Below are 24,139 nucleotides of genomic sequence, written 5' to 3'. Positions count from 1 at the left end.
CACCGACGGACCGTGAAAGGGGCCGGATGAGCGCGGGGACCGGCCGGGACGCCGACAGCTTCGAGGAGTTCGCGCGGGCGGGCCAGCGCAGGCTGTACCGCACCGCGTACCTGCTGTGCGGCGACGCGGAGGCGGCCCGCGATCTGACCCAGACGACGCTGGCCAAGCTGTTCCAGCACTGGCACCGGGTGAGCGCCGCCCACCATCCGGACGCCTATGCCAGGACCGTACTGACCCGCACCTACATCGCAGAGCGACGCCGGCGGCTGCGCGACTTCCGTGCCCATACGCCGATCGCCGCGCACGCGCCGGCGGTCGGCCCCGAACTGACGGTCACCCTGCTGGCCGCGCTGGCCGAACTGCCGCCCCGCGCAAGGGCGATGGTCGTCCTGCGCTACTGGGAGGACCTGAGCGTGGAGACCGTGGCCGAGCTGCTGCGGTGCAGCCCGTCCACCGTGAAGAGCCAGTGCTCGCGCGCCCTCGCCACCCTGCGTACGCGGCTGGGCGACGCACACCTCTACACCACCCGAAGCTGAGGAGAACAGTCGTGGACATGTCTTCTGACCGCTTTCCCGGCCGGGCCGCGGACGAGGGGGCCGAGGCCGCCGCGGGGGCAGAGGTGGCCGAGTCCCTGCTGATCAGGGCGGCCATGGAGCAGGCGACCGACGGTGCGCCGGCCCTGCCGGACCTGGTGCCCGCCGCCCTGGTCCAGGGCCGCCGGCGCCGCATCCGGGCCCGCGCGACCATCGGGGCGGTGGTGACGGGCGTGGTGGCGCTCGGCGCACTCGGCGCCGTCCTGCCGCTGTGGAACGGCAACGGCAGCGGCGGTACGGAACCCGCCCGGACGTGGTCCGCCGCCTCGCGGCCCACGGGCATCGCGCCGACGCCGGCCCCGGAGAACGTCCCGACGGACGCGCCGTCGCCCGTGCCGTCGGACGGGTCCTCAGGGGCGCAGTCGGCCCCGGCGTCACCGGTGCCCACCAACGCGCCGGAGCCGCCCACCGTGCACATCGAGCCGTCCCCCGGCCAGTCGTCCATGGCCGACCTGCCGGCCGCGGAGCGGGCCCGGCAGCAGGAGTTCCAGCACCATGTCGCGGCGCTGCTCGCGGAGTTGCTGCCACGGAAGGTGGGCCCGGTCCACCCGGTGGACCTCGCCGTCAGCCAGTACCAGGCCGGGAGCGGCGGCGAGATCTTCCCGGTCGTCCTCTCGGTACGCCCCGGGAGCGACCGGAGTGTCGCTCCGCAGGAAGCGCCCTGCCGCCAGTACCCGGACGGCCTGCCGCACTGCAAGCGAGCGCGGCTTCCCGGCGGGATCGAGGCCCGGGCCGTGACGTCGGCCGCCGGCCCGGACGGGTCACCGGCCGCCACGCGCACCCTGGTCCGCTTCACGTACGGCGGCAGCGCGGTCGTCCTCTCGGTCGGCGGTGACGGCAGCACAGGGGGGCCGTCACCCGTCACCGCCGATCAACTGCTCGGCGTCGCGGGAGACTCCAGGCTTCTGGAGCTCGTGAAGTACGCGGCGGCACACCCCATGGAATCGAAGGAGTACGCGGACAGTGTCGGTTGAGGTACGCAGACAGCAGGAACAGCGACGGAGCGGCCGGGGGGACCGGCGGCGCTCGCGGCAGGACCGTCGCCGCCGCAGCCGGGTACGGCTGCTGGTCGCGGTCCTCGTACCGACGGCCGTGATCTGCATCGCGGTGGCCGCTTCGCCGCTGTGGACCGGCGGGGACGATCTGTCGGCCGCCGCGGCCGCGTCCGGATCGGCCGGTCCCGGTTCCGGCTCCGGTTCTTCTTCCGGTTCCGGAAGCGGAACCGGCGACACGTCGCGTGCCATGGACTCCGCGGCCGGTTCCGGTCCGAAGGGCGGGGCGGGTATCGAACCGAAGGCGCGCGCCAAGCCGAAGGTGAGCGCGAAGACCAAGCCGAGCTCCGGCTCCAAGGGCGGTGGCCGTCCCGGCATTCCCTCCCACGGCCCCGGCACCTTCACGGTCGCGCGGGCGGGCGCGGCCTCGGGCGGCGGCAACGCCTACCGGGTCGAGGTGGAGGACGGCTCCGGCGTCGACCCGGAGAAGGCCGCCACCCAGATCGCCGGGTTCCTCGCCGCGCCGCGCGGCTGGGCGCACGGCGGCGAGCACACGTTCCACCAGGTCACGAAGGGACCGGCGGGGCTGGTCGTCCGGATCGCCACGGCGGCGACCGTCGACAGGATCTGCGGGAGCAGCGGTCTGGACACGCATGGCGAGGTCAACTGCCGCGTCGGCGTCGACGTCATGGTCAACCTCAAGCGCTGGCAGACCGGCTCACCCGAGTTCGACGGACCCCTCGCCGAATACCGCGCCCTCATCATCAACCACGAAGTCGGCCACTGGCTCGGCCACGGCCACGAGACCTGCCCAGCCGAAGGCCGGCCCGCCCCCGCCATGATGCAGCAGATCTACGGACTCAAAGGATGCGTCGCCAACGCCTGGCCCTACGACACCAAGGGCCGGTACCTGGGCGGCCCCTCCGTCCCATAGGGCTCCCGCACTCCCACGGTTCCCGGGCGAGTGGACTGAACCAATCCGGGCCATCAGCGGTCATTACATAGGGCAGTAGGAATACTTGGAGCACTGGGGAGGGGCGCGGATGTCCGGATCGGACGTGCGTCGGCGGGGTCAGCGGGGGCGTGGCCGGAACCGGCTGCTCATCATCGCCGTCGTCCCGGTCGTGCTGGTGGCGGCCACCGTGGCGGGGCTCCGGTGGAAGAACGAGCGCGCGGGCGGTACCGCCGGCTCGGGCCCCACCGCCTCCTTCAGCGTCGCCCGCAAGGCCGCGTCGACCACCGGCAGGGGCCACGCCTACCGGGTCGAGGTGGAGGACGGCTCCGGCGTCGACCCGGACAAGGCGGCCGCAGAGGTCACCCGGATCCTCGCCGCGCCCCGGGGCTGGTCGCATCACGGCGAGAACACCTTCCGCCAGGTCGCCGAGGGCCCCGCGGGGCTGGTCATACGGATCGCCTCGCCCCGGACCACGGACAGGATCTGCGGGAAGAGCGGTCTGGACACGCATGGCGAGGTCAACTGCCGCGTCGGCGTCGACGTGATGGTCAACCTCAAGCGCTGGCAGACCGGTTCACCCGAGTTCGACGGACCCCTCGCCGAATACCGCGCCCTCATCATCAACCACGAAGTCGGCCACTGGCTCGGCCACGGCCACGAGACCTGCCCAGCCAAAGGCCGGCCCGCCCCCGCCATGATGCAGCAGATCTACGGACTCAAAGGATGCGTCGCCAACGCCTGGCCCTACGACGCCAAGGGCCGGTACCTGGGCGGCCCGTCGGTGCCGTGAGGCTCCTGCGGCACCCGGCGTGCCGCGGCACCCGGCGCGGGCTGCGGCACCCGGTGTGCTCAGCGCCGCCGGTACACCAGCCGCCCGGCCAGGACGGTGACCACGCAGGACCCCGCCCCCGCCGCGACGAGCGCGGCCTCGTCCGGTACGTCGAACACCGCGAAGTCGGCGCGGGCCCCGGTGACGAGCGGGGCGTGCACGGAGCCCGGCAGGTCACGGCCCCCGGCGAGCGGATCGAGATCCGCCTCCCCGTCCGTGGAATCGCCCCCCGGAACACTCCCCGGAACCTCCACCAGGCCGGAGCGGGACACCGCGGTCCGCACGGCCGGGTCGCGGAACGGACCGGTGAGGTGCGTCGTCCCGTACCGCAGCATCTGCTGGAGGCCCCGGCGTACGCTGCCCGCCCACCGGGTCGCGTCCAGCTCCCGCGCCAGCCGCGCGAACGCCTCGCCCGACAGCGGATCGGCGCCGAGTGCGTCCGCCTCGCGGGGGTCGGGGTGGTAGCAGCGGGTCAGCAGCCACTCCGCGTGCCGCTGCCGCAGGCCCGGGGCGATGACGCCCGGCCACTGCCGTACGCGCGCCGCCGGATGAGCGGCGGCGACCGTCCCGTACGGTCCGAGAGCCACGATCCGGTCCCCGTCCACGGCCACCGCGCCCCGCTCGACGGCGGCCGCGCCGACCGGAAGGACCAGCGGCGCGGCGTGGACGGTCAGCACGACGGCGTCAGTTGGCGTTCAGGAGCTTGAGCTCCGGGTGGGCGGTGCCGCCCTCGATCGCGGTGGACGAGATGTGCGAGACGACGCGCTCGTCGACCGGGTCGTTCGCCGGGTCCTCGTGGACGACGAGGTGCTCGTACGTGGTGGCGCGCTGGGCCGGGACCCGGTCCGCCTTGCGGATCAGGTCGATGATCTCCAGCCGGTTGGAGCGGTGCTTGGCTCCGGCGGAGGAGACGACGTTCTCCTCCAGCATGATCGAGCCGAGGTCGTCCGCGCCGTAGTGCAGCGACAGCTGGCCGACCTCCTTGCCGGTGGTGAGCCAGGAGCCCTGGATGTGCGCGACGTTGTCCAGGAAGAGCCGGGCGATGGCGATGATCCGCAGGTACTCGAAGAGCGTGGCCTGCGTCTGGCCCTTCAGCTTGTTGTTCTCCGGCTGGTACGTGTACGGGATGAAGGCGCGGAAGCCGCCGGTGCGGTCCTGTACGTCGCGGATCATGCTCAGGTGCTCGATGCGCTCGGCGTTGGTCTCGCCCGTGCCCATCAGCATCGTGGAGGTCGACTCGACCCCCAGGCCGTGGGCGATCTCCATGATCTCCAGCCAGCGCTCGCCGGACTCCTTGAGCGGGGCGATCGCGGTGCGCGGCCGGGCCGGCAGCAGCTCGGCGCCCGCTCCCGCGAAGGAGTCGAGACCGGCGGCGTGGATGCGGCTGATGGCCTCCTCCGCGGAGACCTTGGAGATCCGGGCCATGTGCTCGATCTCGGAGGCGCCGAGCGAGTGGATGACCAGCTGCGGGAACGCCTTCTTGATCGCGGAGAAGTGCTCCTCGTAGTACTCCACGCCGTAGTCCGGGTGGTGCCCGCCCTGGAACATGATCTGCGTACCGCCCAGCTCGACGGTCTCCGCGCAGCGGCGCAGGATGTCGTCGAGATCGCGGGACCAGCCCTTGGCGGTGTCCTTCGGCGCGGCGTAGAACGCGCAGAACTTGCACGCCGTCACGCACACGTTCGTGTAGTTGATGTTGCGCTCGATGATGTACGTCGCGATGTGCTCCGTACCGGCGTAGCGGCGTCGGCGTACGGCGTCGGCGGCCGCGCCCAGCGCGTGCAGCGGCGCCGAGCGGTAGAGGTCGAGCGCCTCCGCCGGAGTGATCCGCCCGCCTTCGGCGGCTCGGTCGAGGATGGGCTGGAGGTCGGCCTTCTCGGTCACCGGGCTGTCACCTTTCGGCGGTTTTTCAACGGATCTACGGACCGGTTCAGCGTACGCCAGCCCCGGCGCAGGTCAGCCGCCGGACCGGTTGAGCGTGCCGTAGGGGAGTCCCGCGCCCCGCTCGTCGGACCGGAAACGGAGGGTGTCGTCGCTGACGCGGGTGAAGTGGATGTCCGTGGTGGTGGTCGTGCACAGGCCCGCCGTGCCGGGGCGTTCCGGATCGGCGCGCTCCCGGAACATCAGCTCCTTCTCGGTGCCGGAGGTGAGGGACGCGATGCTGTGGCAGCTGACCTCGACGCCGAGGGCGGAGAGCGTCGTGCTCGTACGGACCACGTCGGCGCCCTTCTTCCCCTTCCTGATCACCACGCTGAGCCTGCCGTGCGGCTGGCCGGTCGTCTTCTCGGTGATCGGCCCCTCCCAGGTGCCGATGAAGCCCTCCGGCACCTCACCGACCTGACCGCCCGGAGTCGCCGCGCTGTCCCCGGGGCCGGTCGGCCCGGGGGAGGCGGAGGCGCCCGGGGCACGGCCGGTGCCTCTGTGCTCCGCGGTGTCGCCGCCGCCACCGCCCGGCATCAGGTCGAAGACCTGGGCACTGCCCACGGTCACCGCGGCGAGCGCGCCGGCCACCGCGAGGGCGACGGTGCAGCTCAGCCGGCGTCCCCGGTGCTGCTCGCCCGGCCGGGAGCCGGCGCTCGCACTGACGGTGAACCGGGGCTCGGGCACCCGCTGCCCCGGCACCCCGTCCGTCCCGGGGGCGGGCGGGTGCGGCGGCGGGCTCGTACCCGGTCCGGTCAGGTGGGCCGCCGGTTCGACCGGCGGGCCGAACACCCCGAGGCCGGGGCCCCCGTCGAACCCGTGCGAGGCGTTGGTGAACGGCACCGGCCCCGACTGCACCGGGGCGTCCTGCGGTTCCAGGTCCAGCAGCGCGACCGCGGACCGGCTGACCTCGCGCACCAGCGGGCCGGGCAGCCAGCCCGCCGCCACCCGGGCCGCCGCGCCGCCGGGGGCCAGCCGGTCCGCGAGCCGGGCCGGACTGGGCCGGTGCGCCGGGTCCTTCGCCAGGCAGGAGGCGACGACCTCGCGCAGTTCACCCTCCAGATCACCCAGCTCCGGCTCCTCGTGCACCACCTTGTAGAGCAGTACGGCGGACGAGTCGCCGAGGAAGGGCGCGACACCGGTGGCCGCGTACGCCAGCACCGCGCCCAGCGAGAAGAGGTCGGCCGCGCCCGAGATCTCCTGGCCCCGGATCTGCTCCGGCGCCATGTAGCCGGGCGAGCCGACCGAGACCCCGGTGGAGGTGAGCGAGGCGGTGGCGTCGATGGCCCTGGCGATGCCGAAGTCGATCAGCCGGGGGCCGTCGAGGGCGAGCAGGACGTTGGAGGGCTTCACGTCCCGGTGGATCACGCCCTGTTCATGGACCGCGCCGAGCGCCTCGGCCAGCCCGGCGCCCAGGGTGCGTACCGCCTGTTCGGGCAGCGGGCCGTGCTCGGTCACCGCGGCGGAGAGCGGGGGCCCGGCCACGTAGCCGGTCGCCACCCACGGGACGGGGGCGTCGGGGTCGGCGTCCAGGACGGGCGCGGTCCACTGGGCGCCGATCCGCCGCGCCGCGTCCACCTCGCGCCGGAACCGGGCGCGGAACTGCTCGTCGAGCGCGAAGTGCGGATGGACCACCTTGACCGCGACGGTGCGGCCGCCGGCGCTGCGTCCCAGATAGACGCGCCCCATGCCGCCGGCACCGAGTCTGCCGAGCAGCCGGTAGGCACCGATGCTCAGCGGTTCGCCGGCTTCCAGCGGCTGCATATGCGGACTCCCCCTGTGGACACCGGCCCGGACCTCCGACCGAAGCCTAGAGGCGAGGGTCTTCGAGTCCCAGGCAAACCATCCGCCGATATCGCCCCCGAGGGAACGAACGGCGCCATTCATCACAAGAAAAGAGCCCGAATGTGTCGTCCCGGATGACGGACCGATTGACGGAAGCCACCGGGGCGCACTTCCGACGCTTCCCACTAATCGGCCATTCAACGCGTATTCACTCGAATCGATATCGCCCGGGGACATCCCGTGGGAAGGCGGGAAGTCGGGCGACGGGAAGGCGGCAACACGGAAAGGGCGACGGGTAGACGGAATGCCGCATTCCACCTACCCGTCGCGTGCCGCCCTCGCGTGCGCTCAGCCGCCGAGCAGCTCCACGTTCACGTCCGCGGCGAAGCCGGTCGTCGGGCCGGTCCGGCGGGCGAACTCCTGGACGCCGGCCAGCTGCGCGGGGCCGAAGCGGAAGTCGAGGGTCGTGAAGTAGCGCTCCAGGACCTCCGCGTCGAAGGCCTCCCAGCGCGCCGCCTGCTCCGCGACCTTGGTGACCTCCTCCAGGGAGACGTCCCGCGAGGCCAGGAACGCCTCGTGGACCTTCCGCACCGCGGTGGGCTCGGCCGCCAGGTAGTCCTTGCGGGCGGCCCAGACGGCGAAGACGAAGGGCAGCCCCGTCCACTCCTTCCACATCGCGCCCAGGTCGTGGACCTGGAGCCCGAGGCGGGGGGCGTCGTGCAGGTTGGCGCGCAGCGCGGCGTCACCGATGAGGACGGCGGCGTCCGCCTCCTGCATCATCACGCCGAGGTCCGGCGGGCAGGTGTAGTAGTCCGGGGTCACCCCGTACCGCTCGGCGAGCAGCAGCTGGGCCAGCCGTACGGAGGTGCGGGAGGTCGAGCCGAGCGCCACCCGGGCCCGGTCGAGGTCCTCCAGGGGGCGCTGCGACACGATCACGCACGACATGACGGGACCGTCGCAGCCGACCGCGATGTCGGGGAAGGCGACCAGGTCGTCGGCGTTGCGCAGGAACTCCACGAGAGTGATGGGGCCGATGTCCAGATCGCCTCTGATCAGCTGCTCGCTGAGCTTCTCCGGGGTGTCCTTCGAGAGCTCCAGGTCGAGCAGGGTCCCGGTCCGTGCCAGCCCCCAGTAGAGGGGAAGGCAGTTGAGGAACTGGATGTGGCCGACGCGCGGCCGGTTGCGACGGTCGTCGCCTGCGACGGTTGAGACGGTTGAATTGTCCACATCGCGAGGCTAGACCTGTCGCTCTCCGGCAGCCCCACCGGGGGCGCGCGGCGCCGCGCGATCCCTCTCCCGGCGGGTCGCCGGTCCCTCTCCCGGCGGGTCGCCGGAATGGCGTCGGCCCCGTCTCCCCGCCCCGGCGGAAGAGGCCTCTCCCCAGGGCTTCCGGCCCTGCTCGAAGAGGGTCCCGGACCGCTCGTGCGCACGGCAATCAAACATTCGAGTCGCGTGATCTTTCCCTCTACCCTTCCGCACATCCTGCGTGCTAGGCTCAACGCCAAGTTGCAGTTTGGTTTCCCTTGCAGTACAGAGCCTGCGGAGCATGTAACCCGCAGGCTTTTGTAGTTTTCAGACTTCTTTGCAGGTTCTGGAGCAGGGCAACCCTTTGGCCCAAGGAGGGCTTATGGCTACCGGAACCGTCAAGTGGTTCAACGCTGAAAAGGGCTTCGGCTTCATCGCCCAGGACGGCGGCGGCCCGGATGTCTTCGTCCATTACTCCGCGATCAACGCGTCCGGGTTCCGCTCCCTTGAGGAGAACCAGGTCGTGAACTTCGACGTCACTCAGGGACCCAAGGGTCCGCAGGCTGAGAACGTCACCCCGGCCTAGTTGCCCGGGTCGGCCGATCGCGGCCGGTAACGCAGTACCCAAGGAGCCCCGCTCCCCCGCCTCGGCGGAGGAGCGGGGCTCCTGCCTGTGTGCCGCGGCCCGGCCGTCCGGCTGCCTCCCGCTACTTCGCGGGCGTCTCGTCGCGGCTGTCGACGACTCCGCGGTCGAGTACGGCCTGCATCTCGGTGACCGTGCCCTTCTTGCCCAGCTCGGTGTTCTGGACCAGGTAGGCGCGCATGCCCAGGTAGTCGTAGCTGTTGGCGTCGAAGACCAGTTCCTTGCGCTCGTGGTCCCTCTCGTCCGTGCGGGCGAGGGCCACCCCGGGGCGGCCGTCGCCGTCCTGGGCCCTGTCCAGCGCGACGACGCCGGGGATCTTCGCCGCGGCGCGGTAGATCGCGGCGCCGGTCTCGGGCGGCAGGATGTTCTCGTTGATCAGGCCGGCCACGTAGTTGAAGAGGTTCTGATCGGACGAGCCGGAGTACGCGGCGTCCTCGCGGAGCTTCTTCAGCAGCGCGTCGGGCTCGGTGGGCAGCTTCTCCAGCGCGGCGTAGGTGTGGTTGCGGTTCCACTCCGCGAGCCCCTCGTCACCCTCGCGCGGCGCCGACCAGACGATGTCGTCGCCCGGCTGCTTGAGGCGGCTCTGCACCTTGTCGGGGTTCTGGGACGTCCACGCCTCCCGGTAGTACGTCTTCAGCTTGAACGGGCTGCCGACCTCGGCCTGCATGTTGGAGTAGTGCGAGCGCACGTAGACGAACTGGTTCACGCCGACGCGGGCCGCGGGGCCCTGCGAGGCGCGCTCCGCGACGTTCTCCATCAGCGCGCCGACACCGTTCGCCGAGCCGACCTCGACCTTGACCACTGGGGCCGCGCTGAGGTGGTACCCGGTGTCGCCGCCGCTCCCGCCGGGACCCGCCAGGAAGGTGAAGGCGAGCGCACCGGCGGCGACCATGCCCGCGGGCACGGCGTACCAGGCGCGGTTGCGGCGTGGCCGTACCGCCGCCGGGGCCTTCCCTTCCCGGGCCTTGTCCTGGACCCGGGTCTGGTGGATCTCGTTCATCAAATGCTCCCTGAGCAGCCGGTGACGGTCGCCCGGCAGGACCGGTCCGTGCGGCTCGGGCAGCTGCGCCCTGAGCTCCCCCGCAACCTTCTCGGCGTCGGCACTCATCGGTTTCCCTCCCTTTCGTTCGACCGGACCGCGGTGGCGCGGTCACTCAGGTACTGTCCGGCTGATCCGGGTAGTTCCATGTTTCTTGTGGTTTCCGTGATTTTCTTTCTCTCGTCCTCGGTGAGTTCCCTCAGCCGCTTCCGGGCCCGGGAGAGCCTGGAGCGGACGGTTCCGACGGGGACCCCGAGCGCCCGTGCCGTGTCCCGGTAGTCCAGGCCGTCCCAGACGCAGAGCAGGAACACCTCCCGCTCCTTGGGTCTGAGCCGTCGCAGCGCGGCCTGCGCGGCGGCGAGCTGTTCCGCGTCGTGGATGCGGCCCACCAGCTCGTCCGCGAAGTCCGGCACGGCGGGTCCGACCGGAATCCGGGTCAGCGCGGCGTCATGCCGCCGGGCGGCGCGGCGGGTGTTGCGCAGGACGTTGGTCGCGATGCCGAGCAGCCAGGGCCTCAGCTCCTCGTCCGACTCCCGCAGGGTCGCTCGCAGCCGCCATGCCTCAAGAAAGGTGAGCGAGACGATGTCCTCCGCGCCGGCCCAGTCGCCGGTCGAGCGGACCGCGTACCGGAACACCGTCTGCGCGTAGTCGTCGAAGAGGCCGCCGAACGCGTCCGGGTCGCCTGCCCGTATCCGGGCTCTCAGAGAATGCTCCACGTCATGTCCTGTCCCCGGCGGAGAGCAGGTTCCAGTGGTCCGCGTCACACCCGCCCCAGGGCCACGCGATGCTTGACCTTGACACCGTGTGAGGCCGTGCACTGGGAGACATCATGTTCACCATCGGAGACTTCGCCCGCCACGGGCGGGTGTCGGCCCGGATGCTGCGTCATTACGACGCGATCGGGCTGCTGCCCCCCGACAGTACCGACCCCGACACCGGCTACCGCTACTACGGCGGCGGCCAGCTCGCCCGGCTCAACCGGATCATCGCCCTCAAGGACCTCGGCTTCACGCTCCAGCAGGTGCGGGCCGTCCTCGACGAGGAGGTGGGTCCGGAGGAGCTGCGCGGGATGCTCCGGCTGCGGCGCTCGGAGCTGGCGGAGGCGATGGCCGCGGCGGCGGCACGGCTGGCCCAGGTCGAGGCGAGGCTCCGGTCGATCGAGAGCGAGGGACACATGCCAGTGGACGATGTAGTGGTCAGGAACATCGCGGCGGTACGGGTCGCGGAGCTGACCGGGGTGGCCGCGGGCTACGGACCGCAGGACATCACTCCGGTGATCCGCCCCCTGTACGAGCAGCTGTTCCCGCTGCTGGAACGGGCCGGGGTCGCCCCGGCGGGTCCGGGGATCGCGCGCTACGAGGACGCCCCCGAGGGCGGCGGCGCGGTCGTCGTCCATGCCGGGGTGACGGTCTCCGCACCGCCGGGGCCGCTGGGCGACACCGGGATCACGGTGGTCGAGCTGCCCCCGTTCGAGGCGGCGACCGTCATCCACCGGGGCGCGATGGACGGCGTGCTGCCGACGGCCCAGACCCTGGCCCGCTGGATCGACGGCTCCGGCTACCGGTCTGCCGGGTACGCCCGCGAGGTCACCCTGGAGTGCCCGGAGGACGAGTCGCGGTGGGTGACGGAGCTCCAGGAGCCGGTCATCAGGGGAGCCTGACGGCCTGAGGGTGGGGCCGCCCCTCGTGCGGACGGCCCCACCGCTCCTACGCGCCGGGTCCCGCCCACAGCCCGTCGTCGGTGAGCCCGAGCAGATCGATCGCGTTGCGGCGCACGATGCGGTCCACCACGTCCGCGTCCAGGTGCCCCATCTGCGCCTCCCCGACCTCGCGGGACTTGGGCCAGGTCGAGTCGGAGTGCGGGTAGTCCGTCTCGTACAGGACGTTGGCGACGCCGATCGCGTCCAGGTTCTTCAGCCCGAAGGCGTCGTCGAAGAAGCAGCCGTAGACGTGCTCGGTGAACAGCTCCGACGGCGGCCGGTGGACCTTGTCCGCGACCCCGCCCCAGCCCCGGTTCTCCTCCCAGACCACGTCGGCGCGTTCCAGGATGTACGGAATCCAGCCGATCTGCCCCTCCGCGTACATGATCCGCAGGTTCGGGAAGCGCTCGAACTTGCCGCTCATCAGCCAGTCGACCATCGAGAAGCAGCAGTTGGCGAAGGTGATGGTGGAACCGACGGCGGGCGGGGCGTCCGCCGAGGTGGACGGCATCTTCGAGGACGAGCCGATGTGCATGGCGATCACCGTCCCCGTCTCGTCACAGGCCCGGAGGAACGGATCCCACTCGTCCGTATGAATGGACGGCAGTCCGAGATGTGGAGGTATTTCGGAGAACGCCACCGCACGCACCCCGCGCGCCGCGTTGCGCCTGACCTCCTCCGCGGCCAGCCGCGCGTCCCAGAGCGGGACCAGGGTGAGGGGGATGAGCCGGCCGTGCGCGTCCGGGCCGCACCACTCGTCGACCATCCAGTCGTTGTACGCGCGCACGCCGAGCAGGCCGAGTTCGCGGTCCTTCGCTTCGGTGAAGGTCTGGCCGCAGAAGCGGGGAAAGGTCGGGAAGCAGAGCGCGGACTGCACGTGGTTGACGTCCATGTCGGCGAGCCGCTCCGGCACCGAGAACGAACCGGGGCGCATCTGCTCGTACGTGATGACTTCGAGCTTGATCTCGTCCCTGTCGTAGCCGACGGAGGTGTCGAGGCGGGTGAGCGGGCGGTGCAGGTCCTCGTACACCCACCAGTCGCCGATCGGGCCGTCATCGCCCTTCGCACCCATCACGGGCGCGAACTTTCCGCCCATGAACGTCATTTCCTTGAGCGGCGCCCGGACGATGCGCGGACCGGAGTCCGCGTACTTGGACGGGAGCCGGTCCCGCCAGACATGAGGGGGCTCCACCGTGTGGTCGTCCACCGAGATGATCTTCGGGAAGGTCTCCATGCGTACCACGGTAGCGCCGATCTGACGAACCGTCAGCAATCTGTGCGAGGCTCCGTTCCACAATCGTTGTCGAGGGCTCGTGCAGAGAGTCACCCACTGCTGACGTGTCCGCCCTTCACAAGGCAGACTGTTGACGGCGATACGAACGGTATGGAGCAATCCGGATCTCCTCGGCGGTGTCCCGACATGTTCGGTGCGGCACTGGGCAGTGCGCAGAGAGCAGGACAGGAGGCGGCAATGGGCCGTGACGACGGGTCACGGGTGCGTGTTCCGGAACAACGAGCTCCGGAGCGGCAGCCGACGGACGGTACAGAGCTGCGCTTCTCCGTGCTCGGACCGGTACGGGCCCGGCGGGGCGACGAGACGCTGCCGTCCGGTTCGCCGCAGCAGCGCGCCCTGCTGTCGGCCCTGCTGCTGCGGGGCGGCCACACCGCCACGGCCGGTGAACTCATCGACGCCATCTGGGGCGACGAGCCGCCCTCGCAGGCGCTGGCCGCGGTACGCACGTACGCCTCCCGGCTCCGCAAGATCCTTGGCCCGCAGACCCTGGAGAGCGATTCCGGCGGGTACGCCATGCGGACCGGGCCGGACGCGCTCGATGTGACCGTGGCCGAGGAACTGGCCGCCGGAGCTGACAAGGCCCGCGCCTCGGGCGACCGCTGCCGGGCCAGGGTGCTGCTGAACAAGGCGCTCGCCCTGTGGGACGGCGAGGCACTGGCCTCGGTGCCCGGACCGTACGCGGAGAACCAGCGCACCCGGCTGGAGGAGTGGCGCCTCCAGCTGACCGAGACCCGGCTCGACCTGGACCTGGAGGTCGGCTGCCACGCGGAGGCGGTCTCCGAACTGACCGCGCTCACCGCCGCGCACCCGCTGCGCGAACGGCTGCGCGAGCTGCTGATGGTGGCCCTGTACCGCAGCGGCCGGCAGGCCGAGGCCCTCGCGGTGTACGCGGACACCCGCCGGCTGCTCGCCGAGGAACTGGGCGTGGACCCGCGCCCCGAGCTGGCCCAGCTCCAGCAGCGCATCCTGCAGGCCGACGAGGAGCTGGCCCGCCCGGTCGACGAGCCCGTCCAGGCCGCCGCCCCGGTCCGCCCGGCCCAGCTCCCGGCCACCGTGCCGGACTTCACCGGCCGCGCCTCCTTCGTCCGCGAGCTGGGCGACCGGCTCGCCACCGCGGAGGGCTCCGTGATGGCCGTCTCCGCCCTCGCGGGCATCGGCGGCGTCGGCAAGACGACCCTGGCCGTGCACGTCGCCCACCAGGCCCGCCCGCACTTCCCGGACGGCCAGCTGTACGTCGACCTCCAGGGCGCGGGCTCCCGCACCGCGGAACCGGAGACGGTGCTCGGCGCGTTCCTGCGCGCCCTGGGCACGGCGGACTCCGCGATCCCCGACACCCTCGACGAACGCGCCGCGCTCTACCGCTCCACGCTCGACGGCCGCCGCATCCTGATCCTCCTGGACAACGCCCACGACGCGGCCCAGATCCGCCCCCTGCTCCCGGGCACGGCGGGCTGCGCGGCGCTGGTCACCAGCCGGGTCCGGATGGTCGACCTGGCGGGCGCGCACCTGGTCGACCTGGACGTGATGTCGCCCGAGGAGGCGCTCCAGCTCTTCACCCGCATCGCGGGCGAGGAGCGCATCAACTCCGAGCGCGAGGCCGCCCTCGACGTGGTCGCCGCCTGCGGATTCCTCCCGCTCGCCATCCGCATCGCCGCCTCCCGGCTGGCCGCCCGGCGCACCTGGACGGTCTCGGTCCTGGCCGCCAAGCTCGCGGACGAACGCCGCCGGCTGGACGAACTCCAGGCGGGCGACCTCGCGGTGAAGGCCACCTTCGAACTCGGCTACGGCCAGCTGGAGCCCGCCCAGGCGCGTGCCTTCCGCCTCCTGGGCCTGGCGGACGGCCCCGACATCTCCCTCGCCGCCGCGGCCGCCCTGCTGAACCTGGAGCCGCACGCGGCGGAGGACCTCCTGGAGGCCCTCGTCGACACCTCCCTGGTGGAGTCCGCCGCGCCGGGCCGCTACCGCTACCACGACCTGGTCCGCCTCTACGCGCGTTCCTGCGCCGAGCGGGACGAGGAGGCTCCGGAGGAGCGGGAGTCGGCGCTGTCGCGGCTGCTGGACTTCTACCTGGCGACGGCCGCGGGGGTGTACGCGCTGGAGCGGCCGGGAGACCGGCTGGTGGATCAGCTTGAGCCGACGGAGCACCCGGGGCTGCTGTTCAGCGATCGGCACGACGCCCAGGACTGGCTCTACTCGGAGGCCGGCACTCTCCTGGCCTGCCTGTCCCAGTCATCCGGCCCGAAGACGCTCCGCCGGGCGATCGACCTCCTGTGGGCCGCCCTGGACCTCGCCGAGTCCGGTGCCAACTCCAAGCAGTACGAGGTCGCCGCCTCCTTCATGCTGGACGCCGCGCGCCGGTGCGGCGACCGCAGGGCCGAGCGGCGCGCCCTGGTCACACTGAGCAACGCCCATCTGGTCGCCGGCCGGTTCAAGCAGGCCGACCAGGAGGCCGTCCAGGTCCTGCGGCTTTCGCCGGACGCGCATGATCCGCTGCCCGACTGCTGGGCGCTCAACCACCGCGGGGTCATCGCCATCTACCAGAGCCGCCACGAGGACGGCGAGAAGTACCTGACCCGCGCGATCGAGGACTTCCGCGCGGGCGAGAACCTCCCGGGCGAGGCCTCCTCCCTCTGCAATCTGTCCCGGGTCCACCTGGCCATGGGCCGGACGGCGAGTGCTGTCGCGCTGGCCCGGAAGGGGATCGGCATCTACGACAGCATGGGGCATTCGCTCCGGGGCGCCAACGCCCGGTACGCGCTCGGGATCGCGCTGACCCGGAGCGGCGAACTCACCGAGGCGACCCACAGCTTCGAGGAAGCCCTGGACGTCTTCCGCGACAGCCGCCAGCGGCTCTGGGAGGGCATGACCATGTTCCGCCTCGCGGAGACCGATCTGGCCGGGGACAACCCGGCACAGGCCGCCTCCAAGGCGGAGATGGCGTTGACCGTGCTGCGCGGCATCGGCGGGGAGTGGCGCAGGGGGAACGTGCTCACCGTCCTTGGGCACGCCCTCAACGGAATAGGCCAGTCGGGGCGGGCCGCGGCCTGTTGGCACGAAGCCCTCGCGATCTACGAGGCCCTCGACTCCGACGAGGCGGCCGAGATCCGCACCTTGCTGATGCGCGTAGCCACTGAGCAGCCATAACCGGCGCTCGGCCCGGACGTTCATCGTTCGTTTATCGCCGGGCGGCAATCTCATGCGTGTCGATCCGTCGCGTCGGGGGGCAGGCGGGGCGACACGAGCGGCCAACCACTAAGGTGATCGGCCCTGACAGGGGCCCGCCCGGCAGTCCACGGGGGAACAGCCGGGCGGGCCCCCCACGCAGCTCGCCAGCCACAACGGAGATGACGACCATGAGCGAAGCGAAGAAGACCGACCCGATCACCAAGCCCGCGGACACGCACGCGACCGGCGCGGACTCGGGTACGGCGACGACCCAGGACACGCACGCGACGGGGGGCGACATCAAGGCCATGGACACCCACGCCACCGGCAGCCCCATCAAGCCCACGGACACGCACGCCACGGGCGAGCCGGCCAACTAGAGCCACAATTCGACGGGGGTACGGGGGTACGGGGGTACGGGGGAGCGGCCGCGGCGGCGCGGAGGGGGAGCCGTCGCGGCCGCCGTATGTCCGGACACCGGGCCGGGCAGGGCCCTACAGCCCCCGCACCAGCACCAGCACCAGCACCCGCCCCCGACCAGGTGCCGCTGCCACCAAAAAGCGCGCGGCCACCGGGCCGGCCAGACGGTCCAGCAGCGCGGCCGAGCCCAGCGCGGTGCGGTCACCGTCCCCGAGAACCGCGAAGTCCCCGGCCGACTGCAGGTGGACCTAGTCGACGAGCATGCCGCTGCCGTGCGCGTCGGCCAGTCGGACCTGCATTCCGGTCAAGCCGACCACGGTATAGGTGTGCTCCTGGAACCTGACCCGGTCACCGAACCGCAGCCGTCCCGGCCGCGCGGACGTCATCGCCGGCCCCGGAACGCCGGGTGCACCAGCGTGTCGATGCCCAGCGGGTCCGTAGCCAGGTCCGCTGTCAGTTCCTGCTGCCAGAGCAGGTCGGGGACCGGCAGCACGGCCAGCCGGTCCCCGACCTGCTCGGCCCCGGCGAGAAGAGGCAGGGGATCAGCGAAGGTCTTCCGCAGCCGGTCCGCCACCGGCGCGCGATGGCAGCGGCTGTGGCGGTATCGGGACAGCCAGCGCAGGTTCACCCGGTAGGGCTGGTGCAGGTCACCGACGTGACGGAACTGCCATCCCACCTCCTCGCAGACCCGCGCGGTGAACGCGAAGACCTCGGCGGTGTCCTCGTCCACCAGGCCCTCCGGCCGCACGTCGACAACCACACCGGTGCCGTCCAGCAACCGCGCGAAGTAGTCCGGGGTATGCCTGCGCTCCCGCTCGCCGTCCGTCCAGGTGAGGCGGAAGGGCTGCGAGGCGAGCGCGACGACAGCGGGGCGAAGTCCAGCGCCATCGCCGCGTCCCGCTCCACCCACACTCGTAGCCCACCTGAGTTCGCGAGGTCGCCGCCCAGTACTCACCGGTGAAGTTCTTCTGTCCCTTGAACGAGGCGAACGACCGCACCGGCGACGCCAGTTCGAAGGCTTCGCCCCACCAGCGCGCCAATGGGCCGGAACGCTCGACACCGTCGGCGTCGACGAACCCGACCTCGACGCCCGAGGCGCACTCCCGCGCAAAGTCCCTCAAGGCTGAACCTCCCCCCGACACCCCCAGCCGCGATCTCCCCCTTCACTGCGAGGGTGATGCACCCTGCGAAGGCTCATGACAGAGAGCTGGTTGTCGTCACTCGAAGAGGTGACAGCCCGTCTCAAACAGTCTGGTCGACGCTGGCCAGCAGTGGTGTGCCCCACCCGAGGACGAGTCGGGGGCTCCCTGCGAGCTCACTCACGGCTGGAGAGAGGAGCGCGTAGCTCCACCCGGAGTCGGATGGACTTGTCGATGGGCAGTCCCAAACCGGCGTGGCGAAGATCCTTTGAGTAGCGTGCGATCAGGTCCAGATCCCGTAGTTGCCGCTGCAACTCGGAGGTGAGCGCCTCGTCCATGTCGACGGGGAGTTCGTCTTCTTCCTGTTCAGCCAGGCACTGAAGGTGTTGGTCGATCGCCTCAACTGCCCGGTTACTGTTCCAGACGGCGAATTCCTGACAGGCGAACAGGTAGGCATGTGCGGCATACAAGGTCGCCGCTGCGGCAGACTCGTCCGCGTCATCCGGCCCGTCCTGGCCGTCGTTGTGGCAGTACTCGCTGAGCATGTACTCGCCGACACCGCGCTTGACCACCGAGAACGCTGTCGAGTCGCCCAGGGCCCCCTCCCACACGGAATTCAGCAGCGGTCGCAGGCTCATGGTGAACGGCGCCTGCTCGTCCTCCGGCAGTGCTTCGTGCCAACTCATCAGGCGTTCCGCGATGCCGGCGGCGAACACGCCACGCTCGCCAGACGACACCGCCTTCAGCCGCTCTTCCACTAGCGCCGAAAGCTCCTGCCACGTATCCATGCGAGCCACCCCAGAGTCGCCATTCCAGCGTGCCCACGCTGGCCAGGGCGATCATCGCAGTCACCGGTGACAACCCCACACACGAGCCCCCAGCCGCCTCCGCGCTCAATCGGCGAGGGCTGCCTCCCGCCCCGGCAGGTGTCTGGCGGACCGGATCATCGGAGACGCTGAGTGAATCGGACCAGATCATTTGAGGCTGGGACCAGATCGACTGAGACGGGACAGTAAGCGGCGCAACTGTCATGTCGCACCGAACCTTGAGCGGTTCTCACCGAACCTTGACGGATCGCAGTTCGTCTCAGCGAAGGTTAAGCACGCAGGTCAGGGCGTTGCCGCAGTGCGCTGAGGCCCGGCCTGTCCACCGCGGAGGCGATCGGTTGGAGGCTGGGGGCACGCGCCGACGGTGCCTCGCTCGGCCCTCTGACCTGGGGCGCAGCCGAGGTTCAACTTCGCTGAGAATTGCTCAAGGTTCAGTGCGACAGGACAGCAACGGCTGTTCGTGCAGGCCGGGGCTGCAACACGGGTGCGTTGCAGCCCCGTGTTGCAGGCCCGGCGACCCGGGGCGCCGGGCGCGGCATGGCTGACCTGTGACGGCGAACCTGGACTGACTGCCACCGAAGATGGGCCAACGCCATTTCATGACAGCGAGGATGGACCGCCGCGTGTCAGAAGCACAGAGCCCACCAGCAGAACGGTCGGCTCAAAATTCGATGCTCCGGCGAGCGTGCTGGCCCGGATGCGGGTGTCGCCGAGATACGGGCCAATGGGGCAATAAGTGGATCGTGAACGCGGCAAGCCCCAGGTCACGGCGGTGGGTGCTCGTCGCCGCTGAGCGGTTCAGGGCCAGACAATTATGTCGAGCGTTACGTACTTGCTCTCGTCGCGGGTCTGCGGAGCCTCCTTGATCGTCACAAGGCCGATGCGGTCGTTCCGCTGCACGCAGATGCGCACGCCTTTGGTCAGGGCAGAGTTTCTGATGATGTCGGTGTACCTCGTGTCCGACCGGCACACCTCCAAGGACCCTTCCTGCCCGGAATCCAGCTTGCCCATCCGCCCTTTGGACTGGAGGCCGTTGAAGCTGTCGTAGGTCAGGTCGTAGCCCACGCCCTCCCGGAGCTCGATCGGGTCGTCCGAAAGGACGATGCCGTAGTCGGCGGGCATCCTGATGTCGTTCTTGGTTACAGGATTGCCGGTTCCCGTTTCGGCCGACGGCGAAGTGGTGGAAGCCGGAGGTGTTTGTGACACCGTCGCAGAGGCAGTGGGCTGTGCTATCGGCGTGGGGGTTCGTGCTGTGGGTGAGTTGATCACCACCGGCAACCCGAAGAACCCGAACAGCAGGCCCACCACGCCGGTCACCGCTGACAGCATGGCGGCCCACTCGCCGAGGCGTCTGGGCTGAGGCGGAGCGGGCGGGTCAGGGCTGGGCGGAATGGAGGGCGGCGGGGGCGTGGAAGGCGCGTTCATGTACAGCTCCTTCTGAGTAGGGCATGCCATGTCTGTTATCAACTCAGCTATGCGGTAGCCGTGTTGAGTCTGCCGGGATAGTGCAGGTGACATTACGTTGCGAGGACGCCTGATGCCTGTGGTTGTCGCCCACCGGGGGGTGATCCAGCCACGGCCGGACGTGCGCCACATACCTTGAGCACACGCCACCGGTTGGTTGAGGGTGGGAAGCTCAAGCAGGGAGAACTCGGTTCCGCTCAGAAGCCTGCGTAGACCTACGGCTGCGACCTAGAGTTGCCGCGTTCAAGATCCGTCGATCGCCCCTTTGGCCTGCATCTCGGCGATATGCGAGAGGCGTCAGTCGTTCGTCCGCGAGCCCGCGTCACCTTCGCCTCGATCCACGCTGACCTGCGGCGGTCCATCTTCGGGGACACGAACCGCCGTCAGTCCGACTTCGGTGGCAAACGAACCGCCTTCGCTGTCACAGGTCAATGGCGACGGCGCAGAAACAGGGCCGGCCACCGACAGGATCCGGCTGCTCCCTCGCCGCACGCTGGCCGATCATCCCGCTGACACGGCCTCAGCCCCCCTGACAGTGTGCGGTGATCGGATCACCGGACGGCAGGGGGCTCCCGTGGAAGCACGGATGTGGAACGGACTGGTCGGCGTCGCAAAGGAGACGTACACGGCCTCGCTGGGCGAGGGGGTCGTGCCGCGCCCGCTCATGATGCCGCTGGTGCGCGGCGAGCTGGTCGGGCTGGTCTGGGTCCGCCCGCTCCGGGTCGGCCAGGACGCGCTCGCCGGGATCGCGGAGCTCGCGAACATTACCGCAGCGGCCGGCGCGGACGAGGTCGTCCTTGCGTGGGAGACGCACGACGTCGCCACCGCTTGCGAGCTGCCGATCGTCGGCCCAGTGCCATGCCTGAACATGGTGCTCGCCACTCCGGCCGGGCACGTGCTGCACCAGTTCCCCTACACCGAGCAGTTCCTGTCCCGCAGCCCCGAGGGCTGGGCGGCGGTCGGCCCCAGACTGGAGGCTGGCCCCCGCGCCGCAGCCCGGCGGCGAGCTGGTGCCGCCGATCCAAGCCGCGGTGAACTTCTCCTTCACCCCGATCGAGCTGGACCATCCAGACCCGTTCGGCGTCACCGTCGTGCTGATGGAAGAGGACGGCTACCGCATCAGCCTGACCGAAGCGTTCGCCCGCTGATCCCATGCCCGCGACTTCGACACCGACGCGCCCCACCGGCTCAGGGACGCGGACGACCTGATCAACGCCCGCAAGCGGGACGAAGCCGAACGGATTCGCGCCCGCCAGCGAGACGCCGACGAACGGATGTACGTGATGACCACCAATCTCGTCATCGATGCCCAGGAGCAGCTCGCCCGGCGCCGACTGCTGAACCGCATCTGGCGCGCGCCTGGGGCACCCGGGCGACCCGCCACGGTTCGTCGTGGGTGACCTGATCGGCGGCGGCCTGCGCCTGATGTCCTTGCTGACGCTGGTCGGCGTCTACTTCGCCGGGGCTGCCCGGCAGCAATCGGTGCTTATCTGCCTCCACCTGCACGAGTACACCGCTTGCCGCTTTTGTTCATATTTAGCAGCTAGAGACGACGGCGACCGGACGCGGCGCGGGCAGCACGACCGGAGCCACCGGCGCGGCCGGGACGTCGTCAGTCGGCTGCGCGGCCGCGGCTTCGGCACGCGCCTGAGCTGCGGCGGCCCGCTGCTCACGGACCTGCTCCCAGCGGTGGGCCTTGGCCCACGCTTCGCGGTCACATCCTGGTGCAGCTGCTCGGTGGCCGCACGACGCTCGGTCTCCGAGGCGTACGGCATCGCGGTGTCGACGGCGGTCGCGACCGTGCGGCGCTGTGCACGGCGGTCGGCCTGTCGGTCCTCGCAGCGCGGGCAGTCCCGGCCGGAGTCGAGCAGCGCGCCCTAATCGCACCGGGGCTCGGCACACAGCTGGCGCTGCGACAGGCCCCTGCCGATCAGCCAGCCCACCGGATCGACGATCGGCTTGCCCAGCCGCATCTGCTCCTCCAGGCGCCGGGCGAGCCGGTCGGCCAGGATCTTCGGCCCATTGGTCTGCCCCGCGAAGCCCACCACCTGCTTCAGCTCGCTGCGGGCGGCGGCCTCCACCAGCTTCCGGGTTACCGAACGGTCCAGGCGCGCCCACAGCAGGTCGACCGGAGCCAGGACGACCCGCAGGTCCTCCGACGGCAGAGCCACCCCCATGTCGTCCTCGTCCGAGGCGAAGACGACCACCCGGCCCGGCTGCCGGTCCGAGATCACCGGGAGGGCGGCGTCACCTCGGCCAAGGTCATCGCGCTGGTCACCACGCGGATGCCCGAACGGTGGGAGTCCTTCCCACGGCGCCCGGACTCGGCCGCCGACGGATCAGCATCCGTCACCGGGCCGTACTCGACCTCCAGCCGGCCCACCAGCTCCTCCAGCCGGTCATGCTCGCGCTGGCGCTCTATGGCGCGGGTGACATACGCGCTGAAGGCACCGGGCCCGACCTCGGCCCGAATCTCCTCCGCCGGCTCCTCCGGCAGAGTCACCGTGTACTTCTTGGTTGCCCTGCCCATCACCATGGAGTGATGAGCTGGCGCAGGCCGCCCCTCAGCCCTCCCCGCGCCCCCGCAGCTCCCCCTTCACCACCTTGCCGCTCGCGTTGCGCGGGAGCTCGCTGACGAACTCCACCGCCCTCGGCACCTTGTAGTTCGCCATCTCGCGGCGCGACCAGGCGATCAGGTCGTCGGCCGTCACCGTCGCGCCCGGACGGCGCACCGCGTACGCCTTGCCGACCTCGCCCAGGCGGGGGTCGGGGATGCCGATGACCGCGATGTCGGCGATGTCCGGGTGCAGGCCCAGGAGCTGTTCGATCTCCGCGGGGTAGGCGTTGAAGCCGCCGACGATGAACATGTCCTTGATCCGGTCCGTGATCCGCAGGCTGCCGTCCGGGGCCAGGACGCCCACGTCGCCGGTGTGGAGCCAGCCGTCCGGGGTGATCGTGGCGGCCGTGGTCTCCGGGTCCTCGAAGTAGCCGCGCATCACGTTGAAGCCCCGGACCAGGACCTCGCCCGGTTCGCCGGGGGCGGCCAGGACGCGGATCTCGGTGCCGGGGATCGCGCGGCCGGAGGTGGCGGCGATGGTCCGGGCCGGGTCGCCCCGGCGGCACATCGACACGATGCCGCTCGCCTCGGAGAGGCCGTAGGCGGTCAGGACCGTGGCTATGCCGAGTTCGGCGCGCAGCCGCTCCACCAGCTGGAGCGGGACCACCGCCGCGCCCGTCACCACCAGGCGGAGCGCCGAGAGGTCGTGGGTGGAGCGGGCCGGGTGGTCCAGGAGCGACTGGTGGAGGGTGGGCGGGCCGGGCAGGACCGAGATGCGCTCGGCGGCGATGTTGGCGAGGACGGTGTCCACGTTGAAGACCGGCTGCGGGATCATCGTCGCGCCCCGCATCAGGCAGGCGATCACGCCCGCCTTGTAGCCGAAGGTGTGGAAGAAGGGGTTCACGATCAGATAGCGGTCACCTTCGCGCAGACCCGCCAGCTCGCTCCAGATCTCGTAGCAGCGCAGGGTCTGGGCGTGGCTGATGACCGCGCCCTTGGGCCGGCCCGTGGTGCCGGAGGTGTAGATGATGTCGGAGGGGGCGGACGGGGCGATGGCGTCGGCCCGTTCCCGTACCCGCTCGGGGGAAATCCCCTCGCCGGAGGCCAGGAAGTCCTTCCAGGTGACGTAGTCGGCGGGGGCGGTGTCGGCGAGCACGACCACCGTCTCCAGGTGCGGGAGTTCGATGTCGGACCGGCGCAGCGAGGCCACATACGACGTGCCGAGGAAGGTGCCCGTGACGAAGAGCAGCTTGGCCCGGCTGCGCTCCAGGATGTACGCCGCCTCCGTCCCCTTGAAGCGGGTGTTGAGCGGCACCAGGACCGCCCCCGCGGTCACCGCGCCCAGTGCGGAGACGATCCAGTCCAGGGTGTTGGGCGCCCAGACCGCCACCCGGTCCCCCGGTTCCACCCCCGAGGCCATGCACGCGGCGGCGGCCCGCTCCACGCGCTCGCCGAGTTCCGTGTAGGTGATCCTGGTGCGTCCCTCGGCCACCGCCTCGCGGTCGCCGTAGCGCCGCGCCGCCTCCCGCACCAGGTTCGGGACGGTGGACCATTCCTCGTCGCCGCGCATCTC

General features: G+C 71.0%; 23 protein-coding genes. 9 read left to right on the top strand and 14 right to left on the bottom strand.

The annotated features are described in order from the left end of the window. Positions 1-26 precede the first annotated feature (26 nt). The 4 genes from ACIP89_RS09860 to ACIP89_RS09845 all read left to right on the top strand — a co-directional run bounded on the left by ACIP89_RS09860 (position 27) and on the right by ACIP89_RS09845 (position 3,330). On the top strand, positions 27-536 hold the full coding sequence (locus ACIP89_RS09860; RefSeq protein ID WP_401928674.1) for a SigE family RNA polymerase sigma factor: 510 nt from the start codon (positions 27-29) through the stop codon (positions 534-536). Positions 537-553: 17 nt separating this feature from the next. Beyond that, positions 554-1,567, top strand: coding sequence for a hypothetical protein (locus ACIP89_RS09855; protein ID WP_402114587.1), 1,014 nt, complete (start codon positions 554-556; stop codon positions 1,565-1,567). Further along, on the top strand, positions 1,557-2,519 hold the full coding sequence (locus ACIP89_RS09850) for a DUF3152 domain-containing protein (RefSeq protein ID WP_402114111.1): 963 nt from the start codon (positions 1,557-1,559) through the stop codon (positions 2,517-2,519). Before ACIP89_RS09855 ends, ACIP89_RS09850 begins: the two co-directional genes overlap by 11 nt. 109 nt (positions 2,520-2,628) lie before the next feature. Continuing rightward, on the top strand, positions 2,629-3,330 hold the full coding sequence (locus ACIP89_RS09845; protein WP_402114108.1) for a DUF3152 domain-containing protein: 702 nt from the start codon (positions 2,629-2,631) through the stop codon (positions 3,328-3,330). Between the two features lie 59 nt (positions 3,331-3,389). On the opposite strand, the gene ACIP89_RS09840 is transcribed toward ACIP89_RS09845, so the two are convergent. The 4 genes from ACIP89_RS09840 to ACIP89_RS09825 all read right to left on the bottom strand — a co-directional run bounded on the left by ACIP89_RS09840 (position 3,390) and on the right by ACIP89_RS09825 (position 8,301). Continuing rightward, a complete protein-coding gene (locus ACIP89_RS09840; protein ID WP_402114105.1) occupies positions 3,390-4,046 on the bottom strand; it encodes an imidazolonepropionase-like domain-containing protein in 657 nt (218 codons plus the stop codon). Positions 4,047-4,053: 7 nt separating this feature from the next. Then, complete coding sequence (gene mqnC / locus ACIP89_RS09835) at positions 4,054-5,253, bottom strand: cyclic dehypoxanthinyl futalosine synthase (RefSeq protein WP_402114103.1); 1,200 nt, start codon at positions 5,251-5,253, stop codon at positions 4,054-4,056. Between the two features lie 72 nt (positions 5,254-5,325). Beyond that, the gene (locus ACIP89_RS09830) at positions 5,326-7,053 is read right to left on the bottom strand and encodes a serine/threonine-protein kinase (RefSeq protein WP_402114100.1); all 1,728 of its coding nucleotides are present in this window, start codon (positions 7,051-7,053) and stop codon (positions 5,326-5,328) included. Positions 7,054-7,422: 369 nt separating this feature from the next. Continuing rightward, positions 7,423-8,301 (bottom strand): menaquinone biosynthesis protein, encoded by an 879-nt coding sequence (locus tag ACIP89_RS09825; RefSeq protein WP_311303872.1) that lies wholly within the window; start codon positions 8,299-8,301, stop codon positions 7,423-7,425. Positions 8,302-8,701: 400 nt separating this feature from the next. On the opposite strand from ACIP89_RS09825, the gene ACIP89_RS09820 reads away from it, so the two are divergent. Continuing rightward, positions 8,702-8,905, top strand: a complete 204-nt coding sequence (locus ACIP89_RS09820) for a cold-shock protein (RefSeq protein ID WP_003967102.1) — start codon at positions 8,702-8,704, stop codon at positions 8,903-8,905. Positions 8,906-9,026: 121 nt separating this feature from the next. Here the strand turns inward: ACIP89_RS09820 and ACIP89_RS09815 are convergent, their stop codons facing one another. Both ACIP89_RS09815 and ACIP89_RS09810 read right to left on the bottom strand, forming a co-directional pair. Then, entirely contained in the window at positions 9,027-10,070 is a 1,044-nt protein-coding gene (locus tag ACIP89_RS09815) for a CU044_5270 family protein (RefSeq protein ID WP_402114097.1), read from the bottom strand. After that, a complete protein-coding gene (locus tag ACIP89_RS09810; RefSeq protein ID WP_402114095.1) occupies positions 10,067-10,717 on the bottom strand; it encodes an RNA polymerase sigma factor in 651 nt (216 codons plus the stop codon). The genes ACIP89_RS09815 and ACIP89_RS09810 overlap by 4 nt, the downstream gene beginning before the upstream one ends. A gap of 113 nt (positions 10,718-10,830) precedes the next feature. Here ACIP89_RS09810 and ACIP89_RS09805 point away from each other — a divergent pair, with 113 nt between their 5' ends. Continuing rightward, on the top strand, positions 10,831-11,661 hold the full coding sequence (locus tag ACIP89_RS09805; protein ID WP_401923230.1) for a MerR family transcriptional regulator: 831 nt from the start codon (positions 10,831-10,833) through the stop codon (positions 11,659-11,661). Between the two features lie 46 nt (positions 11,662-11,707). Here the strand turns inward: ACIP89_RS09805 and ACIP89_RS09800 are convergent, their stop codons facing one another. Continuing rightward, on the bottom strand, positions 11,708-12,934 hold the full coding sequence (locus tag ACIP89_RS09800; RefSeq protein WP_401923227.1) for an amidohydrolase family protein: 1,227 nt from the start codon (positions 12,932-12,934) through the stop codon (positions 11,708-11,710). 237 nt (positions 12,935-13,171) lie between these two features. Here ACIP89_RS09800 and ACIP89_RS09795 point away from each other — a divergent pair, with 237 nt between their 5' ends. Both ACIP89_RS09795 and ACIP89_RS09790 read left to right on the top strand, forming a co-directional pair. Continuing rightward, positions 13,172-16,138: a BTAD domain-containing putative transcriptional regulator gene (locus ACIP89_RS09795; RefSeq protein ID WP_401923225.1), complete on the top strand. Its 2,967-nt coding sequence runs from the start codon at positions 13,172-13,174 to the stop codon at positions 16,136-16,138. Between the two features lie 209 nt (positions 16,139-16,347). Beyond that, the gene (locus ACIP89_RS09790) at positions 16,348-16,539 is read left to right on the top strand and encodes a hypothetical protein (protein WP_401923223.1); all 192 of its coding nucleotides are present in this window, start codon (positions 16,348-16,350) and stop codon (positions 16,537-16,539) included. Between the two features lie 288 nt (positions 16,540-16,827). Here ACIP89_RS09790 and ACIP89_RS09785 read toward each other — a convergent pair whose 3' ends face one another. The 4 genes from ACIP89_RS09785 to ACIP89_RS09770 all read right to left on the bottom strand — a co-directional run bounded on the left by ACIP89_RS09785 (position 16,828) and on the right by ACIP89_RS09770 (position 19,970). Continuing rightward, positions 16,828-16,965 (bottom strand): hypothetical protein, encoded by a 138-nt coding sequence (locus ACIP89_RS09785; RefSeq protein ID WP_402114093.1) that lies wholly within the window; start codon positions 16,963-16,965, stop codon positions 16,828-16,830. Then, positions 16,962-17,489, bottom strand: coding sequence for a TnsA-like heteromeric transposase endonuclease subunit (locus ACIP89_RS09780; protein WP_402114092.1), 528 nt, complete (start codon positions 17,487-17,489; stop codon positions 16,962-16,964). The genes ACIP89_RS09785 and ACIP89_RS09780 overlap by 4 nt, the downstream gene beginning before the upstream one ends. 405 nt (positions 17,490-17,894) lie before the next feature. Continuing rightward, complete coding sequence (locus ACIP89_RS09775) at positions 17,895-18,506, bottom strand: hypothetical protein (RefSeq protein WP_402114090.1); 612 nt, start codon at positions 18,504-18,506, stop codon at positions 17,895-17,897. Positions 18,507-19,343: 837 nt separating this feature from the next. Next, positions 19,344-19,970, bottom strand: coding sequence for a hypothetical protein (locus ACIP89_RS09770; protein WP_402114089.1), 627 nt, complete (start codon positions 19,968-19,970; stop codon positions 19,344-19,346). Between the two features lie 1,431 nt (positions 19,971-21,401). Here ACIP89_RS09770 and ACIP89_RS09765 point away from each other — a divergent pair. Beyond that, on the top strand, positions 21,402-21,890 hold the full coding sequence (locus ACIP89_RS09765; protein WP_402114087.1) for a hypothetical protein: 489 nt from the start codon (positions 21,402-21,404) through the stop codon (positions 21,888-21,890). On the opposite strand, the gene ACIP89_RS09760 is transcribed toward ACIP89_RS09765, so the two are convergent. The 3 genes from ACIP89_RS09760 to ACIP89_RS09750 are packed head-to-tail and all read right to left on the bottom strand — an operon-like array spanning position 21,887 to position 24,136. Continuing rightward, positions 21,887-22,243 carry a hypothetical protein gene (locus ACIP89_RS09760; protein WP_402114086.1) on the bottom strand — a complete coding sequence of 119 codons (357 nt, stop codon included), beginning with the start codon at positions 22,241-22,243 and terminating at the stop codon, positions 21,887-21,889. The genes ACIP89_RS09765 and ACIP89_RS09760 overlap by 4 nt on opposite strands. After that, complete coding sequence (locus tag ACIP89_RS09755; RefSeq protein WP_402114084.1) at positions 22,240-22,545, bottom strand: hypothetical protein; 306 nt, start codon at positions 22,543-22,545, stop codon at positions 22,240-22,242. The genes ACIP89_RS09760 and ACIP89_RS09755 overlap by 4 nt, the downstream gene beginning before the upstream one ends. A gap of 28 nt (positions 22,546-22,573) precedes the next feature. Next, positions 22,574-24,136 carry a FadD3 family acyl-CoA ligase gene (locus tag ACIP89_RS09750; RefSeq protein ID WP_402114082.1) on the bottom strand — a complete coding sequence of 521 codons (1,563 nt, stop codon included), beginning with the start codon at positions 24,134-24,136 and terminating at the stop codon, positions 22,574-22,576. Positions 24,137-24,139: the final 3 nt, after the last annotated feature.

The organism is Streptomyces sp. NPDC088730, from assembly GCF_044751215.1.
Lineage (GTDB): Bacteria > Actinomycetota > Actinomycetes > Streptomycetales > Streptomycetaceae > Streptomyces.
This window is presented reverse-complemented; position numbering and strand designations above follow the sequence as displayed.

Coding starts and splice junctions, on each gene's coding strand:
- ACIP89_RS09860 (WP_401928674.1), top strand. CDS start 27: ATGAGCGCGGGGACCGGCCGGGACGCCGACAGCTTCGAGGAGTTCGCG.
- ACIP89_RS09855 (WP_402114587.1), top strand. CDS start 554: ATGTCTTCTGACCGCTTTCCCGGCCGGGCCGCGGACGAGGGGGCCGAG.
- ACIP89_RS09845 (WP_402114108.1), top strand. CDS start 2,629: ATGTCCGGATCGGACGTGCGTCGGCGGGGTCAGCGGGGGCGTGGCCGG.
- ACIP89_RS09830 (WP_402114100.1), bottom strand. CDS start 7,053: ATGCAGCCGCTGGAAGCCGGCGAACCGCTGAGCATCGGTGCCTACCGG.
- ACIP89_RS09820 (WP_003967102.1), top strand. CDS start 8,702: ATGGCTACCGGAACCGTCAAGTGGTTCAACGCTGAAAAGGGCTTCGGC.
- ACIP89_RS09815 (WP_402114097.1), bottom strand. CDS start 10,070: ATGAGTGCCGACGCCGAGAAGGTTGCGGGGGAGCTCAGGGCGCAGCTG.
- ACIP89_RS09805 (WP_401923230.1), top strand. CDS start 10,831: ATGTTCACCATCGGAGACTTCGCCCGCCACGGGCGGGTGTCGGCCCGG.
- ACIP89_RS09800 (WP_401923227.1), bottom strand. CDS start 12,934: ATGGAGACCTTCCCGAAGATCATCTCGGTGGACGACCACACGGTGGAG.
- ACIP89_RS09795 (WP_401923225.1), top strand. CDS start 13,172: ATGGGCCGTGACGACGGGTCACGGGTGCGTGTTCCGGAACAACGAGCT.
- ACIP89_RS09790 (WP_401923223.1), top strand. CDS start 16,348: ATGAGCGAAGCGAAGAAGACCGACCCGATCACCAAGCCCGCGGACACG.
- ACIP89_RS09785 (WP_402114093.1), bottom strand. CDS start 16,965: ATGACGTCCGCGCGGCCGGGACGGCTGCGGTTCGGTGACCGGGTCAGG.
- ACIP89_RS09775 (WP_402114090.1), bottom strand. CDS start 18,506: ATGGATACGTGGCAGGAGCTTTCGGCGCTAGTGGAAGAGCGGCTGAAG.
- ACIP89_RS09770 (WP_402114089.1), bottom strand. CDS start 19,970: ATGAACGCGCCTTCCACGCCCCCGCCGCCCTCCATTCCGCCCAGCCCT.
- ACIP89_RS09755 (WP_402114084.1), bottom strand. CDS start 22,545: ATGGTGATGGGCAGGGCAACCAAGAAGTACACGGTGACTCTGCCGGAG.
- ACIP89_RS09750 (WP_402114082.1), bottom strand. CDS start 24,136: ATGCGCGGCGACGAGGAATGGTCCACCGTCCCGAACCTGGTGCGGGAG.